This is a genomic window from Ignavibacteriota bacterium (assembly GCA_016716225.1).
Classification (GTDB): Bacteria; Bacteroidota; Ignavibacteria; order Ignavibacteriales; family Melioribacteraceae.
In genome coordinates this window covers 3,156,717-3,173,772 of sequence record JADJWT010000001.1, presented here as the reverse complement: position 1 = coordinate 3,173,772, position 17,056 = coordinate 3,156,717, and the positions used below count along the sequence as shown (strand labels likewise).

Sequence of the window (17,056 nt, the reverse complement as noted above, 5' to 3'; positions counted from 1 at the left end):
AGAAAATTTAAAATAATTTCATTTTTTGTGTTAAACCAAGGATTAAAAAGCCAAAAAGTATGAGGAGAATTTTCAATTTTATGGGCTTCAAAATAAATCTTTAAACTGACGTGCCCCCCAAAAAGAGATCCAGTTAGTATATTAGGATCAAAAGGAGAAAAAATATGGGAAGGGTTAAATTTACAACAGAACAAATCATAAATAAACTGCGAGAAGCAGAAGTAATGCATACGGAAGGTAAGAGTATAGATCTGATATGTAAACAATTAGGAATACATGAACAGACATATTACCGATGGCGGAAAGAATATGGAAGCATACGAATAGATCAAGCAAAAAATGAAAGTATTGGAACAAGAAAATAGTCGATTTAAAAAAAATAGTAGCAGAATTGACATTAGATAATTCAATATTGAAGAAAGCAAGTCGGGGAAATTATTAAGCCCGGCAAAGAAGCGTCCACCACGGCGGATAAATCGGGCAATAAAAGAAATAGTGAAAATATTAAGTGTTTCAGAACGGAAGGCGTGTCGAGTATAAGGTCAAGCACGTTCAACCCAAAGAATAAGAGAGAAAAAGAGAGCCGATGAGGAAGCATTAACAAATGATATAATAAAGCTGGCAAAAGACTATGGAAGATACGGTTACAGACGAATAACAGCATTACTAAAAAATAAAGGGGTGGAAAGTAAATCATAAAAGGGTTGAAAGAATATGGAGAACAGAAGGACTAAAAGTTCCACAAAAACAACCCAAAAGGAAGAGATTGTGGTTAAATGACGGATCATGCATAAGACTAAAGCCGGAATATAAAAATCATGTTTGGAGCTATGATTTTGTGTATGAAAGAACAAGTGATGGAAAAACAATGAGGATGTTGAACATAATTGATGAATATACAAGGGAATGTTTAGCAATACATGTTGAACTTCAAATCAAGTCCTCTGAAGTTCTGTATAAGTTATCAGAGTTGTTTATTACACATGAAGTTCCAGATTATATACGATCAGATAATGGGAGTGAATTTACAACAATAGTACTTAGAAAATGGTTAAGAAGAATAGGAGTCAAGACAGCCTATATAGAACCGGGTAGTCCATGGGAAAATGGATATATAGAATCATTTAATGGAAAATTAAGAGATGAATTATTGAATGGAGAGATATTTGATTCTATATTAGAGGTAAAAGTTTTAACAGAAAGGTGGCGGCAAGAATTTAATAAAATCAGACCGCATAGTTCATTAAATTTTTTACCTCCGGTACCGGAGGTAATACTCCTACACCAAGTAGCCAATGCTTGATGATAGGTATAACTAACTTTATCATTGGTACATTTATCGGGGGCAGGTCAGAAAATAATTTTTTTTAATAATTTTAATTATTGAGAAGAAAATAAGGTTAGCAATATTTTTATTGTTATAAAATTAAGGATAATTTGTTGTTCGTGAAGTGAGATATGAAAATTACTATGTCAATTATATTGACTGTAAATCTTTTTTAGTTTATAGTAATTGGATTCTTTAAGTGAGTTAAGTATTTCTTCTCTTTGAAAAAATATTCTTTTACCTAGCCTTTTATAAGGAACCTTATTCTTTGCTTTCCATTTATTCAGTGTAGATGGATGAATTCCTAAAAATTCACAAGTTTCCCTAAAATTCAGTAAATCTTTTTGTTTTTCAGATTTTTCTCGTTTAATAAGTTCTTCATTTAATGCTTGTTTAATTAGAGAAAAGAGATGATCTATTTCAATGACAACTAATTTATTTTCCATCGTCTACCAAATTGTTTAATTCTTTAACAATTAACGTGGTAGATACTATGTTAACGTTTCACAAAATTAATAATCGAAATTCAATTAGATTTTATTTTAATATTCTATTCCAATGATTTAGATTTACTTTAGAATTCTTTTACAATGTCCCATTTTATAAAATATTTTTTATTAGAAATAATAGCTTAAAATTGTTATGAATAGTTTAAGAAAATAAGAAAAATTTATTTTTTTGATTTACTGCAGCTTTCTACCAAATAAATAATTGACTGATAATTAATTCCACTGTTTTTTGTTAATCCAATTTCACAAGTTTTACTTGTTGAAAATCCGTTTGTACATTTATGTTCTTCCACAAAAGTGTTTAAATTTTGGAGAGCAGATTCATTTAATTCAGGGAAGGTAAATCCTCTATCACCAGCAAAACCGCAGCAATTTATTTCTTCTGGGACATAAACATTTTTACTGCATTTTTTAGCAATTGAAACTAACTTTTCTTGTAATTCCATTTTAGTTGCACTGCATGTACTATGAAGCGTAATTGCTTCGTCTGTTGATATTATTTCTAATTCATTTAGTAAATAGTCATGTATAAATTCAATACTATCAAAAACATGCAATTTTTTATCTTCAATTTTTTTTAAATAATCTTTAAATGTTTTTACACATGGACTTGTATCAAAGACAACTTGAATATTTCCATTATTTGAAGATTTTAATAATTGAAGATATAATTCATTACTTTTTTTATTTGCTTCATTAAAAAATCCTTTACTTGAAAATGGCATACCACAGCATAGTGAATTTATGTTGTCGGGATATATAACTTGATAACCAGATTTCTTTAATAAATTTTCCATAGCAGAATTTAATTCATGTTTAAATTTAGTATTTGGTTGATTGCCAAAAGTTCTGCTTATGCAGCTTGGAAAATAGACAACTGTTTTTTCAGATTGTGAAATTTCTTCTCTATTGAATTTAAACTTTGCGCCTTTAGGTAATGCATTGTTCCAAATAGGAAGATTTTGTTTAAATTTTGTTCTGAGTTTGTTTGATGTTTGATATAAAAAATTATCGCCAAAAATCTTACGCATCACTGAGGCAAAATTCAACATCTTTCTTATCAAAAAAGTTAAGGTACTAAAATATTTCGAACTAAATTCGGCAATGGATTTTTCATGTTTTGTTATGATAGAGTTTCGGATTTCTTTAATGAGTTTTCCGGTATCAATATTTACTGGACAGCTTAACTCACACAAGCCGTCTGTTGCACAAGTTTGTTCTCCATAATATTTATAAGAGTTTTCCAAACTCCTTAGTTTAGTTTCGTTTGTTCCAATAATTTTAAGATTATTAATTTCTCTCCAAACTGTAATTCTTTGCCTGGGGGTTAGTGTTAAATTTTTTGATGGGCAATTATTTTCACAAAATCCGCAATCAATACATTTATCAATTATATCGTTTACAATTGGCGTTGGTTTCAAATTTTTTAAGTGAACTTGATCATCATAATTTATTAACACACCTGGATTCAGTATTCCTTTTGGATCAAATAAATTTTTAACTTCACACATAATATTATAAATTTCTTCACCCCATTCATATTTAACGAATGGAGCCATATTTCTTCCTGTTCCGTGTTCTGCTTTTAGTGAGCCGTCATATTTTTTAATAACTAATTCCACCACCTCATTCATAAATATTCGATATCTGTCTATTTCGTTTGGAATATTAAAATCTTGAGCAAATACAAAATGGAGATTTCCGGAAAGAGCATGTCCCCAGATTATATTTTCTGAATATCCATGTTTAATAAATAGTTTTTTTAAATCAATAACTGCATCGGCTAAATCTTCAGTATTGAAATTAAGATCTTCAATAATAACTGTAGTCCCTTTTTTTCTAGATTTACTTACTGAAGGAAATAAACCCTTTCTAACATTCCATAGTTTCAAATATTCAAATTTATCTTTGGTAAACTCAATTGGATAAATAGTATTAACGGTACTTAACTCATTTATTATCTTGTTAATATTAAAATCAAGGATTGTTTCATCCGGTGCAGATGTTTCAACTAAAAGTGCAGTCGCATCAATATCAAGTGATTTAAGATAAATCGGCATTCCTTCTTTATTTTCTACTGATTTTAAAGAAGCCCTATCCATCAATTCTGCTGCATCAATCGGAAGTTCATTTAAAATTTGAATTACTGAACATGCTGTTTTTATATTTGGGAAAATTATTAATGCTGTTCCTTTATTTGGATTCGATTTAATAGTACTAAACGTTATTTGAGAAATGAATCCAAGGGTTCCTTCAGAGCCAATCATTAAGTGTTTTATAATTTCGATGGGATCTTTAAAATCTATTAATGAATTTACACTATAACCAGTTGTATTTTTAATTTGATATTTATTCTTAATCCTCGTCTTTAGTATATCATTATGATTCAAATCAAATGAAATATTAAAGAGCCCGGCAATAAACTCTCTATTATTTTCAATAAATTTTACTTTTTGTACAGAATCAGAAGTATCTAGAACTTCTCCATTTGCAAAAACAATTCTCATATCAGAAATTGTATTATAAGAATTATATTTTACACCACTTGTCATTCCACTTGCATTATTAGATGCAATACCACAAACAGTTGCAGCATTTATAGAAGCGGGATCCGGCCCAATTTTCTTGTTGAATCTAGCTAATTCAAAATTTGCTCTGGCTCCCAGAACGGCTGGATCTAATGTTATTTTTGATTTATCCTCTGAAATTTTAATTGTATTCCAAGATCTATCTGCAACTAATAAAACAGAATCAGAAATTGATTGTCCAGATAAACTTGTTCCAGAAGCGCGAAAAGTTATTGCAATGTTTAAGTTATTACAACTTTTTATAACTTTTACAACTTCGTCTTCCGAAATTACTTTAACAACAATTTTAGGAGTAAGTCTGTAAAAACTTGCATCGGTTCCGTATGCTAGAGTATTTAATTCATCTTGAAATAATCTTTCATGCGGAATAATGGTTTGTAATTCTTGAAATAATTTAATGTAATTATTATTTAACATTTTATAAAGTATTTTTGTATTAAAACTATTAAAGTTAAAAAATCAGCTTATTTAAAAATTTTAGATATAATTCTATTATTCTTTAAATAGTAAATAAAAACTAAAAATAAATCTGCAATACTTTCGCTAAAATTTTCATCATCATTTCTAATATATCGTACCTTTCTTATCTAACTCATTTTGTAACAATAATACTTTGTAATCAAATACTATCAGTTCCTCTACTAAGGGTTTAAAGATTTTTTTGAGCTCCACATGCTCGGGATGCATTAAGTAGTTACGACGATATTCATCATTTTCAAAAGTAATCATAACTAAATGTGTGTAGACTTTATTTTTATTATCAGGATTATCATTCACTCCACACTCGACAGATAGTATTCCTTCTATTTTATTAGTCAATGATTCAAATAAAACCATAATTTCTTCTAATTCAGAGAATTTTGCTGATTGTTTGAATTTAATGAGCAATAAATGTCTTATCAATACTTTTTTCATTTTTACTAATTCTAAACGATCAATATCAAATATTTTTTAATTAAAAATAATAAGTGATTTGGGCATTCTAATTTTTGTTTGGACATTAATTTGTGTCCATTATGAATATCAAGTTTATTTTAATACTTTATTTCTTTAAGAATGGTAGAGTGGGTATATTGAATATTTTTTAACTATACTTTCCATTGAATCTTTTTGAATTTTGATACTCTCAAGTAATGCGATTTGAGTTCTTGTTCTTACAAGATTATGTTCAGGATATTCAATATTATAATAAACATCATTAAGAATATAATCTGTTAGGAATCTGACTGCTTGTTCATAAACTATTATCATTGCACCATAAACTAAATTACTAATTTCTATTTCCAATAAAACATCAGCTAATTCTTCAAGATAACCTTTTACAAGTGCTTCAAAAGTAGATATATCCATGAATACTTTTGTTGCATCTTTTTCATCCTCTTCAACGGGACTAGTTGATGTGCGCACCATATCGCCAAAATCATATAAAACTGTACCATGCATTAAGGTGTCAAGATCTATAACACATTGTCCTTCGTGCGTTTCTTTATTTAGCATTACATTATTAATTTTAGTGTCGTTATGTGTCAACCGAATTGGCAGCTTCTTGTTTTTTAAAAGCATAGTTATTTTTTCCGATAAAAATCGATAAGAATTAATTATTTCTATCTCTTTTCTTACATAATTCACCCTACCAACTGGATTTTTTTCTAAAGATATTTCGAAAGAATTTATACGGTTCTGAAGATTATGAAAATTTGGAATTGTATCTTTGTAATCATGTAAATTTACATCTATCAAATATTTTTGAAAACGTCCAAACGCCTTTGCAGCTTGATAGGCTTTTTCATTAGAATCTGTGTACTCTACTGTATATGCATTTTTAATAACGAACATTAAACACCAGTAATCATTTTTTTCATCTATATGATAATATTTTGAATCTTTTGTTTCAATTAATTGCATAACATGATTTGTGATTTCTTTTATACCAGACTCTTTTAATTTTTTTGTAATATGATTTATTACATTTTCTGTATTTGAAATAACTATTTCCGGATTTTTAAAAACAAATTTGTTTATCTTTCTTAAAATATACTCTGTTTTTATTCCTGCTTGGTTAAAAGATACTAAAAAGGTGTCGTTTATATGTCCCTTTCCAAAAGGTATTGCAGACATAAAATCACCATAAATTTTAAAATTTGATAATATTTGTTCAATCATTTTTTAATCCCATAATTTTTGAGGATAAATTCCTTTTTCAACAAGTTCATTAATACGTTCTGTTACTATTTTTTTATCTTCTTTATAAGTTAATCCAAACCAAGAATCCGGTGTTTCTAGTATTTTTACTTTGCCGATATTATTCTTTATTAATTCATCGACCACTGAAGGCAAATAAAACTCAGCTTTTAGATCATTCCCATAGTTTTTTAAAAACTTACTAAAGCTTTCCTTATACATTTTGAATATTCCATCTTTAAAGGCAAACATATTCATAGAAACTATTTCACTACCAGTTAGAGGATTCCAGTGACCAAATTCATTCTTGAAAAGAATTTTTTCTTTCTCTTTTTTTATTTCCGGTCTTTCGATGATTGATGTCATAAAATTATTTTTATCTGCCTCACAAACACCGCGAGATACAGATCCATAATCTGACAACGTGTTATTTAACTTAAATCCAATTAATGCATGTTCTGCAGACTGTTTATTTGATGTCAAAAAATCATAAGCTAATTTGAATGATTCTGCTCCGTAAAAATCATCTGCATTAATTACCGTAAAAGGTTCATTAATCACTGATGAAGCAACTAACAATGCATGCCCGGTTCCCCAAGGTTTAATTCTTTCCTTAGAAAATCTGATTTTTGTTGGAACCGCATTTAGTTCTTGGCATACAGTATCAGTGTAAATTTCTGAGGGAAGTTCATTTATTATTACTTCATGAAATTCTATCTTAAAGTTTTCTCTAATAACATATACTATTTTTCCAAAACCAGCCTTGATCGCATCAAATACAGAATAGTCAATTATCCTTTCTCCAGAAGGTCCGATTCTATCAATTTGCTTTAAACTTCCATATCGAGAAGCTAAACCTGCAGCAAGTATAAGCAAAGTTGGTTTTTTTTGAATAATCATTAAGATCCTTTAAGTTTTGTATATTAATATCTGTTCACAATTTTGAAATATTTAATCAATCCAATTAAATACCAAATAGGTATATGATAAACGGTATTTCTGAAATCTATTTTTCAATAACATAAATTTCTAAAAATTAAATAACTATTTTGAATTTTATTATTAATACTTAATTAGGATTAATTTGTAGAATTTTTAGTTGCTAATTACCAGCTTTTATTATGAGAGGATTATTTAACTTTGCACTAATACTTTCAATTTCTTCGTAATTATCAGATCTTGGGGTAAAACGAAATAAGGTAAAGGCACCAGTATCATAGTATATAATGTTAATATATTGTATTATAAGCACTTATGGAACTGCTGAATAAAATTTCGTAGATATGATATATTTCAATATATATATAGTTCGAGTCCGGCCTTCGGTACAAAAATAATTTCTGTTTCATCTTTGTGTTATATTCTATACAGGTAATATAACTGTAACTTTGCTTCCTTTTCCTAAACTGCTCTCTATTTCAAAACTTCCTTTATATTGTTTTATAAAATGTTGACATAGATTTAATCCAATTCCAGTTCCCTTTTCACCAATTGTTCCATCAAAACTTACTTGATAAATATTTTTCATCAATTCATCAATTTTACTTTTACTCATTCCAATTCCGAAATCTTTAATGCTAAATTCAAAGAAATCATTTTTCCATTTATACGAAATTTCAATTTTCCCATTTATATTTGAAAATTTAATTGCATTCGAAAGCAAATTTCTAATTATAAAAATCATCATGCTTTCATTTATTTTAATATCTGCATTATTATCCAAATCAAGCATAATTAAGAGCTTTTTCTGATCAATTTGAAATTTATAAAATTCAATAATTTCTTTAATGATATTATTGATATTTATATTTTTTATATCATTTATAACAACATCTGAATCAATATTTGATAACTGCAAAAGCTTATCAAGCAAATCAAAACTTTTTGTTGAAGTTGATTGAATTAACATAATTAATTCACGTACATCCGGATCTTTAATTATATTATCTCGCAGGATAAGACTGCTAATTCCATTAATTGTATTAAATGATCCACGGATTTCATGAGAAATAATTGATAGAATTTTTACACTCGCTTCATCAAAATGTTCAAACTCATCAATTATTTTTAATTTTTCCATTAAATAAATCCTAACTCTTATAAAATTATAAGTTTAATTATTTTAAAATTAACTAAAGATTTATTATTGAAACTAAAGAACTTAAAAAGTACAAAATCATAATGAAAAATAAATACCTAATTGAGTTTAATAAATCATCCATAAAAGTAGTTCCATATTTTGAATAAAGTATAGGGAACTAGTTGCCTAATTCCCTACTTAGTGACATTCACGCTTGGAGAAAAGGGGGAGTTCTCCATTTGTTTCAGTCACAATTTTTGTTTTCAATTCTGATTTATTTATTCATTAATAATGCCAAAAAGTAATGAGTGACTATATTGCATTTTTGAGTTATTTAAGCTTTTTATAGAATGTTTTAGGAATGAATTTGGTGAAATAACCAAACATATAACCTAATTTGGTTTAATAACTAAAATGTATTTATTTAAGTAATTTTTATTTACGAAATTTTAAATTTTTTCAATCTATAACGGAATGTATCCAAAGAAAGATTTAATAATTTTGCAGCTTTTGATTGATTTCCATTTGATTTTTCTAACGCATTTTTTAGATATTTTTTTTCAATATCCAACAAAGAAATGCCTTCATCCGGAATTTCTGAATTTAATTTTATTTCACTTTTTTTACCACTTTCGGAAATAAAAATATCTTCCGCATCAATAATATTTTTTTCGCAAAAAATCATTGCCCTTTCAATAACATTTTTTAATTCTCTAATATTTCCGGGCCAAGAATGATTTATTAATTTTTTCTCTGCATCCCTAGTAATTTGAATATTTGTTTTGCAAAATTCATTTGAAAAATGTTTAATAAAATGATTTGCTAAAACCATAATATCTTCATTTCTTTCACGCAAAGCCGGAACTTCTAGTGATACAACATTAATTCTGTAAAACAAATCTTCTCTGAATTCTTTTTGCTCAACTGCTTTTTTCAAATCGCGATTTGTCGCAGTAATTATTCGCGTATTTACTTGATTTTCTTTTGTAGAACCTACCGATCTATATTTTTTAGTTTCTAAAAATGTTAATAATTTTGGCTGAAGAGAAATAGGAAGTTCACCAATTTCATCTAAAAATAAAGTTCCGCCATTTGCTTCTTCCAAAAGTCCCTTTTTATTTTCAACCGCATTTGTAAAAGCTCCTTTTACGTGACCAAATATTTCGGATTCCAACAATGTTGCGGGAATTGTTGCACAATTAATTTCTACAAACTGTGAATCATTTCTGTTGGATAAATTATGAATTGCGCGTGCAATTAATGTTTTTCCGGTTCCACTTTCTCCGGTTATTAAAATTGAAGTATCTTTTACGTTTGAAACTTTTGTTATAAATTTTTTTACGGAATTTATTAATTCAGATTTACCTAAAATATTGTTAATGGAATCATTTTTTATTTGAGTTAAACTTTCTCTTAGAATTTTTATTTCATTTTGCTGTTGTTTTATTTTTTGCTGAAGTGACGATTCCGATGTAGAATCTGAAACAATTACTAAAATGTAATTTTGATTTTCACTTGATGGAATTACTGTAAAATCTAAATATTTTATTTCGCCATATTTACTTAATTTATTTACCTTTTCAATAGAAAATTTAAATTTCTTTTTTGATTGAACTTCATAAATTTCTTTCTCAGATCCAAAAAATTCTGGGAAAGTATCAAAAATAGAATGTTCAAATTTTATTTCGGTAGTTTGAAGAATTGATGTAAGATTTTCACTTTTTTCTACTAGGTTTAATTTATTATCATAAAGCGCAAAACCAATTTTTTTTTCACTTAAAAGCTGGTTGTAAATATTTATCAAATTATAATTCCTCTGATAATTTTTCACCAATTATGCTGAAAATTTGTTCAACATTTTCTCCGGTTTTTGCACTTGCAAAAAGGAAGTGAGTTTTATAAAAATTAAAATTAGAAATATATTTTTCTTTATCAATTTGTAAATTTTCTACTAAATCTGATTTATTTCCTACGAAAATTATTTTAGCTTTTGGATTTAATTCTAAAAATATTTTGGCATAATCCAGTGATTGCTGAATTGTATTTTGTCGCGTTAAATCCGTAACTATTATTGCTCCATGAGCTCCGTTAATGTAACTTTTTGTAACCGAATCAAACTTTTCAATATTTGCAATATCCCAAATAAAAAGTTCAATTTCTTTGTTGTACTTATTACTTTCGCTTTCGTTTATATAAATTGTTTTTTTGCTTATATGAACGCCTATTGTGGAAAGATATTTTTCTTCAAATTTGTTGAAAACAAAACGGCGAACTAATGAAGTTTTCCCAACTCCGTATGAACCCAGCAAACAAATTTTCTTTTTTGTTATAACTTGTACCGACAAATTTTCCTCAATTCTTCACTTTAAATTCTACGCTTCTAACATATTTATCTGATTCAGAATTTTTCTTAATGAAAATATTTTTTGAAATTCCTTGAGTATTAAAATAATTTATTACACTTTCAATTCTTTCATTTGATTTTTGAAGATTTACATTTTTATTTCCGGTTTTATCTAAAATTCCAATAATCTCAATTTTTAGATGATTATTTTTCTGCAAAAATGGAATTATCTTTTCTAAAATTTCTATATGAGTTTTTGTTAACGAAGTTTTATTAACATCAAAATTTATTACGGTTTCATTTAAAATTTTTATCGCATCAGCTTCACTTAAATTTGAATTTTCTAAAACTTCAAGGTTGTTTATTAAAACTCTAATTCCATTTATTTGAGAAATATCAAATCCTAATTTCAATTTTTCTTCAATTGTGGAAATATTTCCCAAAAGTGTAACTTCATCGTTATCAATTTCAAATGTTATTTTTTGATTTTCAGAAATTTCAGATTTTGAAAGAATATTTTTAACATTTTCCGAAATTATTTTTTCATCAACAATTGGTAAGATTATTCCCAAATTATTATTAATTTTTTCTATTTCAGAAATTGTAGAAATTAAACTATCAATTTTATTTTTTACTGAAAAAGACGGAATTACTCCGTTTAAATTTAAATCTCTATTTTCAACTTCCCACTTTATATTTTCAATTTCTGCTTTATTCAGCAAAGTAAATTTTTCTTCAACTTTATCAGAAATTGTTTTTTCTCTAAAATATTTTGGCAATGTGAAAATTGCAATTATCAACAAAATAAATCCAAATAAAATTCCAAAAGCATATAGTACAAGCGGTTTTTGTTTAGGTTTTTCTTGAGAAGATTTTTCACTTTCGTAAATATTGATGAATTCAATTAATGGATTTTCAACTTTACTAAAAGGATAAATATTTCCATCAAATTCTCTTAGCTGTTTGTGAAATTTTTTATGAATTTCAATATTCAGATCTGATAATTTATTATTTAAACTTGTCGGCTCTTGTCCGGAAATTACAAGTGCCAAATAAGAATATCTTCCTCTTTCCAAAATAATTTTAGAATCGCCGTATTGAATTTCATATAAATTCTGATTTTCCGAATTTATTTTGAAAGACTCCGAAACGAAATTTTTAATTGCTGTTAACATTCCGCTAATTAAATCTGCATCAACTGTTTTCTGAAATTTTAAAGAAGAAACATGTGAAATTAAAATTCCGGTAGATTCATGAATTAAAAATATTTCTTTCATTTCAAACGGAAAAACATCTTGCAGAATTAAATCTGTTGTAGAAACACCGGAAATTTTTGATTTAACAATTTTGGATAAAATTCCCTTTTGCAAAGATGCTTCAATTTTATCATTTAATGCTTGGTAAATTTCCTTAATTTTTTCAGCAATTGATTTTTGAATTGTAAAACCAATAATTGGATACAAAGCATCAATTACATCTTCTCTTGATTCAACAACTTGCTGTTTAATTGCTTGTCCCATAATTGGCGATAGAGATCTAACCAAATCGCTTTTTGAATCAATAATTTTTCTATCAATTAAATCAGTAAGAATTGGGTACAAAGTTGTAATTTGATATTCTTTATCGTTCAGCAAAAATTTATAATCGGAAAATTCTTTTTCAAGATCTTCCAATTTCTTATTGTTTTCGTTTAATAAAATTTGCTTAATAATTTCTAAAGATTTTTCTTCATCAAAAATCATAATTTAATTGCCTATTGTTCTTCCTGTTTAACTTTCATTCCCCATTCAATAAATACTTGACCAATTTGATTTTTATCAATTTTTGTTAATTTCAAATCTTTTATTTTACTTTCAAATTCTGCACGTAATTTATCAATATCGTCATTTGTTTTTTGAACTGTTGTATCCGAATTTTTACTTTTTGAAAACAAGTCAGTTATTTGCGTTGAAGATTTTTCAATATTTTTATCATGTGTATTTACTTGTTGCTTTAAAAGTTTATTTTCTTCACGTAACTGGTTGATTTGATTCTGCAAATTGTCTAAATATTCGCCAAAAATAATTTCACGTAATTGTTTTAATCCGCCAATAGAATTTGTCGGTTCGTTTTTTTTGTCTTTCATATTTTACCTTTCTAAGTTTTATAAAATAATATATAAATATCTAATTTAATTAAACATTGAAATTTAACAAATTTTTAAATTATTTAACTTGATTAAAAATAATTTGAAGCGTTTCAGTTGTTTCATTTTTAAGACTTTTATGAAAATAAATTTAAATTTCTACCTTTTGCAATTTTATTAAATTGTAACTAATTTTAAGAAATTTCGTTGGAATCTTTATGAATAAAAAAATGAAACAAATTATGGATTGGAAAGCAGCACTTTGGTCTGGATTGATAGCAAGTTTTGTTTTTTTGTTGCTTAATATTTTTCTTATTCCCTTTTTACTTGGTGGAAATATGTGGGTTATAATTAGATTATTCGCTTCAATATTTTTAGGTGAATCAATTTTAGCTCCACCCGCAACTTTTGATTCGACAGCACTAATTGTATGTGTAATTACAAATTTTGTTTTATCAGAATTATTTACATTAATAATTGCTTTCGTTCTACATAAATATGGTTTGGTAACAGGAATTATTGGCGGTGCAATTTTTGGACTGGCAATTTATTTAATTAATTTTTACTCGTTAAGTTATTTTTTCCCGTGGTTTTTCGTTTTGGGAAGTTGGCCTTTTGTACTTACACACATTTTGTTTGGAGCAATTGCCGGCGGAGTTTACGAATTATTAGAAGTTGAAGAATTTGTACCAGCTGAATAATTATTAGGAGTTAAAATGATTGGCGGAACTGGAACATCAAGAAGCTTTGGAAAATCAAGAATATTTATTGCATTACTTTTTATTGGATTTTCTCTGATTTCTTTTCTTAGCTCAAAAGAATATAATCCCGTAACCGGTGAAGAACAATATATTGGAATGACACCGAAGCAAGAAATTGCATTGGGATTACAAGCCGCACCTCAAATGATTCAGCAATATGGCGGGCTTTATCCTAATCAGCAATATCAAGATATTGTTGATAGAATTGGAATGAATTTAATCAAAAATTCTAAAGCTTCAGAAACAGAATATCAATTTGATTTTCATTTGCTGAATGATAGACAAACCGTAAATGCTTTTGCTCTTCCGGGCGGACAAATTTTTATAACTGCCGCATTGTTTGGAAGATTAGAAACCGAAGCACAATTAGCTGGAGTTTTAGGTCATGAAATTGGACATGTTGTTGCAAGACATTCAGCTCAGCAAATGGCAAAATCAAATCTAACACAAGGAATTTTAAACGGAGTTTTGATTGCCAGCGATCCATCAAGCAGTTCTGCGCAAGCTGCAGCTTATATTGCACAATTAGTTAATATGAAATACGGAAGAGAAGATGAACTTGAATCGGACAAAATTGGAGTTCACTTTATGTCAAATTCAGGTTATAATCCGGAAGCATTAATTGGAGTTATGAAAATTTTGGAAGAAGCATCCGGTGGCGGAAATCAAGCAGAATTTTTCAGCACTCATCCAAATCCTTCAAATAGAGTTTCACAAATTAAATCCGAAATAAATAAATTATTTCCGAATGGTGTACCAAACCAATTAGTAGAATAATTTTTATTTGTAGAATAATTTTAAGAATTCAAAAAGAAACATTATTTTGAAATCAAATCATCTAAATTTATTGAGGATGATAAACTGTATTTGAGCCAATCCACGTTTGGTTTTTATTGAAATCAACTCCCATCATTTTACCTTTACTTGTACGCAATAAATTATTAACCAAAATAGGGTTTTCATTCCAAATGTACATCATTCTAATTTCTGCTTTAGCATTTCCTTCAGGAGTTTTAATCAGCGGAAAGTAATCAACTTTTTTCTGAAGTATATAATTTTGTTTATCATTAATTGAATCTAAAATTTCTTTGGTTAGATCAATTACAACTCCGGAACCGGCAAAAGAAAACAATGGTTTTAAAACATAATTTTCCAAATCACTTGGATATGTTTCCAATTCATTTAAATAATAACTTTGTGGTGAAAATTCACTTTTAATTTCCGGCAAACTGAATTTACTAATTCTATAAAACCAATTTGGGTGCCCAACCCAATTAAGATTTAACTCATCTCGGAAATCAAAATTAAAAGTTAAATTCTTTTTTTCTAATTCATCAAAAATAACTCTGTTGTAAATACGTTCAATCGGAATTTCAAATCCCTTTTTTTTATAATAAAGTTTTCTTTTCTTTTTAATTATTTCCGTAATGCAAACCGATTCAACATCTGCATATTTTTCGGTTAAGTAAAAATCAATTCTCGTTTTTTGTTTATCGGGTTCAATTTCTAAAAGTATAACATTTTCCGGATTAGAATTTCCAATCAAAGTTTTTTTAAGTAAATCTACATAAGAATTAAAATCAAATGAATTATAATAAGTAGTAAAATTTTTCGGAATATAAAAATGTTCTCTTAATTTTTGATCGAGAAATATTTGATATGCATAAAGTGATGGAAATCCTTGAAGCTCAATTAATTGCGGTATAAAATCACCATTTGAATTTTTTGTAATTCCGAAATCAATCTGTAAAAATATTGGATGATCATCTTCATTTGGGACAAAATATTTTTCCGGAACTGCATTTTTAGATTTTTCAAGAAATTCACTTTTCTGAATTTGTTTTAAAATATCTTCACCAGCAAAAATTAATTTATCGCGTAAGTTTTCATCAATAAATAAAGGTGTTTCGGAGATTCTGAAATCCAATCTATTATTAGTTTCTAAATTAATTTTCTGAATAAATATTTCATAAGTTTTATCATCAAATAACGAAATATATTTTTCTCTAATTTCTTTAATCATATTTTAATAACTCAATCCTTTATAAGTTTCAGAAATTACTAAATCAACAACTGAATTCAAATTTTGCGTTTGATCCCATACAGCAATTTGTTTATCGGCTCCGGTTCCGTTTTTCAAAATTTCCCTTACATAGTTTACTTCTTCGCGACTATCTAAAACATCAACAACATCATCAATAAATTCCAAAAGTTCTTCAATTAACAACGGAGTTTCAATTTCAGCTTGTTTTCCAAAATCGATTAATTTTCCGCTAATACCGTATCTTGCAGCACGCCATTTATTTTCATTAATGTACAACCTTCTATAAAGTCTAAAACCTAAATTTTGTTTTATTAACTTGTACAATTTTGCTACTACAGCTTGACACAAAGCAGCAAGTGCAACAGTTTCGTCAACAGTCATTGGCAAATCGCAGACTCTGAATTCCAATGTTGGATATTTTGGATGCGGACGAATATCCCACCAAATTTTACTTGCGTCTTCAACGCATTTTGTTTTAATAAGCATATTTACAAATGATTGAAATTCCCCATGACTTGCAAAATAATCCGGAATTCCGGTTCGAGGAAATCTATCAAAAATTTTTGCACGGTAAGATTTCAATCCGGTATTTCTACCTTTCCAAAAAGGTGAGTTTGTTGATAATGCAAAAATGTGCGGTAGAAAATATCTCGCAGCATTCATTATATGAATAGCCAATTCCTTATCGTCAATTCCAATATGAACATGAAGACCAAAAATTAAATTTGCTCTTGCAACTTGCTGCATATCTTGCACAACTCCGGCATATCTTGGTTGATCTGTAATTTCTTGATCTTCCCATCTTGAAAATGGATGTGTTCCCGAAGCGGCAATTTTTAATTTTTCTTTCTCTGCAAGCATTGCTAATTGCGAACGCAAATGAACAACTTCTTGTCGGGCTTCTTTAATATTTGTGCAGATTTTTGATCCCGTTTCAACAACCGATTGATGAAGTTCAGCTTTAATTTTTTCTCTAAGATGAATTGTCCCGCCGCTTAAAATTTGCTCAATTCTTGATCTTAATTCTCTGGTTTCCGGATCAACAATTTGAAATTCTTCTTCAATTCCTAATGTAAAAGTTTTATCAGAAAGCATAA

14 protein-coding genes and 1 pseudogene are annotated in these 17,056 nt (G+C 27.7%); 3 read left to right on the top strand and 12 right to left on the bottom strand.

What is annotated here, in order from left to right; all coding sequences use genetic code 11:
• Positions 1-164 precede the first annotated feature (164 nt).
• A pseudogene (locus IPM32_13720) lies at positions 165-1,303 on the top strand (IS3 family transposase).
• Positions 1,304-1,473: 170 nt separating this feature from the next.
• On the opposite strand, the gene IPM32_13715 reads toward IPM32_13720, so the two are convergent.
• The 10 genes from IPM32_13715 to IPM32_13670 form a co-directional block, all read right to left on the bottom strand.
• On the bottom strand, positions 1,474-1,773 hold the full coding sequence (locus IPM32_13715; protein MBK8946310.1) for a helix-turn-helix domain-containing protein: 300 nt from the start codon (positions 1,771-1,773) through the stop codon (positions 1,474-1,476).
• A 224-nt stretch (positions 1,774-1,997) separates the two neighbouring features.
• On the bottom strand, positions 1,998-4,841 hold the full coding sequence (locus tag IPM32_13710) for an FAD-binding oxidoreductase (protein ID MBK8946309.1): 2,844 nt from the start codon (positions 4,839-4,841) through the stop codon (positions 1,998-2,000).
• 147 nt (positions 4,842-4,988) lie between these two features.
• A complete protein-coding gene (locus IPM32_13705; protein MBK8946308.1) occupies positions 4,989-5,339 on the bottom strand; it encodes a Dabb family protein in 351 nt (116 codons plus the stop codon).
• Between the two features lie 135 nt (positions 5,340-5,474).
• Positions 5,475-6,587, bottom strand: a complete 1,113-nt coding sequence (locus IPM32_13700) for an aminoglycoside phosphotransferase family protein (GenBank protein ID MBK8946307.1) — start codon at positions 6,585-6,587, stop codon at positions 5,475-5,477.
• A gap of 3 nt (positions 6,588-6,590) precedes the next feature.
• Complete coding sequence (locus IPM32_13695) at positions 6,591-7,505, bottom strand: nucleotidyltransferase (GenBank protein ID MBK8946306.1); 915 nt, start codon at positions 7,503-7,505, stop codon at positions 6,591-6,593.
• Between the two features lie 463 nt (positions 7,506-7,968).
• A complete protein-coding gene (locus IPM32_13690; protein ID MBK8946305.1) occupies positions 7,969-8,685 on the bottom strand; it encodes a HAMP domain-containing histidine kinase in 717 nt (238 codons plus the stop codon).
• A gap of 439 nt (positions 8,686-9,124) precedes the next feature.
• Complete coding sequence (locus IPM32_13685) at positions 9,125-10,489, bottom strand: sigma-54-dependent Fis family transcriptional regulator (GenBank protein MBK8946304.1); 1,365 nt, start codon at positions 10,487-10,489, stop codon at positions 9,125-9,127.
• Between the two features lies 1 nt (position 10,490).
• Complete coding sequence (locus IPM32_13680; protein MBK8946303.1) at positions 10,491-11,030, bottom strand: GTP-binding protein; 540 nt, start codon at positions 11,028-11,030, stop codon at positions 10,491-10,493.
• Positions 11,031-11,037: 7 nt separating this feature from the next.
• A complete protein-coding gene (locus IPM32_13675) occupies positions 11,038-12,771 on the bottom strand; it encodes a BON domain-containing protein (GenBank protein MBK8946302.1) in 1,734 nt (577 codons plus the stop codon).
• Between the two features lie 11 nt (positions 12,772-12,782).
• Positions 12,783-13,154, bottom strand: a complete 372-nt coding sequence (locus tag IPM32_13670) for a hypothetical protein (protein MBK8946301.1) — start codon at positions 13,152-13,154, stop codon at positions 12,783-12,785.
• 218 nt (positions 13,155-13,372) lie between these two features.
• Between IPM32_13670 and IPM32_13665 the strand changes: the two genes are divergently transcribed.
• A complete protein-coding gene (locus IPM32_13665) occupies positions 13,373-13,855 on the top strand; it encodes a hypothetical protein (protein ID MBK8946300.1) in 483 nt (160 codons plus the stop codon).
• Between the two features lie 15 nt (positions 13,856-13,870).
• The gene (locus IPM32_13660; GenBank protein ID MBK8946299.1) at positions 13,871-14,692 is read left to right on the top strand and encodes a M48 family metalloprotease; all 822 of its coding nucleotides are present in this window, start codon (positions 13,871-13,873) and stop codon (positions 14,690-14,692) included.
• 67 nt (positions 14,693-14,759) lie between these two features.
• On the opposite strand, the gene IPM32_13655 is transcribed toward IPM32_13660, so the two are convergent.
• Together IPM32_13655 and IPM32_13650 are read right to left on the bottom strand one after the other, a co-directional pair.
• Positions 14,760-15,938 (bottom strand): hypothetical protein, encoded by a 1,179-nt coding sequence (locus IPM32_13655; GenBank protein ID MBK8946298.1) that lies wholly within the window; start codon positions 15,936-15,938, stop codon positions 14,760-14,762.
• Between the two features lie 3 nt (positions 15,939-15,941).
• Positions 15,942-17,054 carry a carboxylate-amine ligase gene (locus IPM32_13650; protein MBK8946297.1) on the bottom strand — a complete coding sequence of 371 codons (1,113 nt, stop codon included), beginning with the start codon at positions 17,052-17,054 and terminating at the stop codon, positions 15,942-15,944.
• Positions 17,055-17,056 lie beyond the last annotated feature (2 nt).

Coding starts and splice junctions, on each gene's coding strand:
- IPM32_13715 (MBK8946310.1), bottom strand. CDS start 1,773: ATGGAAAATAAATTAGTTGTCATTGAAATAGATCATCTCTTTTCTCTA.
- IPM32_13710 (MBK8946309.1), bottom strand. CDS start 4,841: ATGTTAAATAATAATTACATTAAATTATTTCAAGAATTACAAACCATT.
- IPM32_13705 (MBK8946308.1), bottom strand. CDS start 5,339: ATGAAAAAAGTATTGATAAGACATTTATTGCTCATTAAATTCAAACAA.
- IPM32_13700 (MBK8946307.1), bottom strand. CDS start 6,587: ATGATTGAACAAATATTATCAAATTTTAAAATTTATGGTGATTTTATG.
- IPM32_13695 (MBK8946306.1), bottom strand. CDS start 7,505: ATGATTATTCAAAAAAAACCAACTTTGCTTATACTTGCTGCAGGTTTA.
- IPM32_13690 (MBK8946305.1), bottom strand. CDS start 8,685: ATGGAAAAATTAAAAATAATTGATGAGTTTGAACATTTTGATGAAGCG.
- IPM32_13675 (MBK8946302.1), bottom strand. CDS start 12,771: ATGATTTTTGATGAAGAAAAATCTTTAGAAATTATTAAGCAAATTTTA.
- IPM32_13670 (MBK8946301.1), bottom strand. CDS start 13,154: ATGAAAGACAAAAAAAACGAACCGACAAATTCTATTGGCGGATTAAAA.
- IPM32_13665 (MBK8946300.1), top strand. CDS start 13,373: ATGAATAAAAAAATGAAACAAATTATGGATTGGAAAGCAGCACTTTGG.
- IPM32_13660 (MBK8946299.1), top strand. CDS start 13,871: ATGATTGGCGGAACTGGAACATCAAGAAGCTTTGGAAAATCAAGAATA.
- IPM32_13655 (MBK8946298.1), bottom strand. CDS start 15,938: ATGATTAAAGAAATTAGAGAAAAATATATTTCGTTATTTGATGATAAA.
- IPM32_13650 (MBK8946297.1), bottom strand. CDS start 17,054: ATGCTTTCTGATAAAACTTTTACATTAGGAATTGAAGAAGAATTTCAA.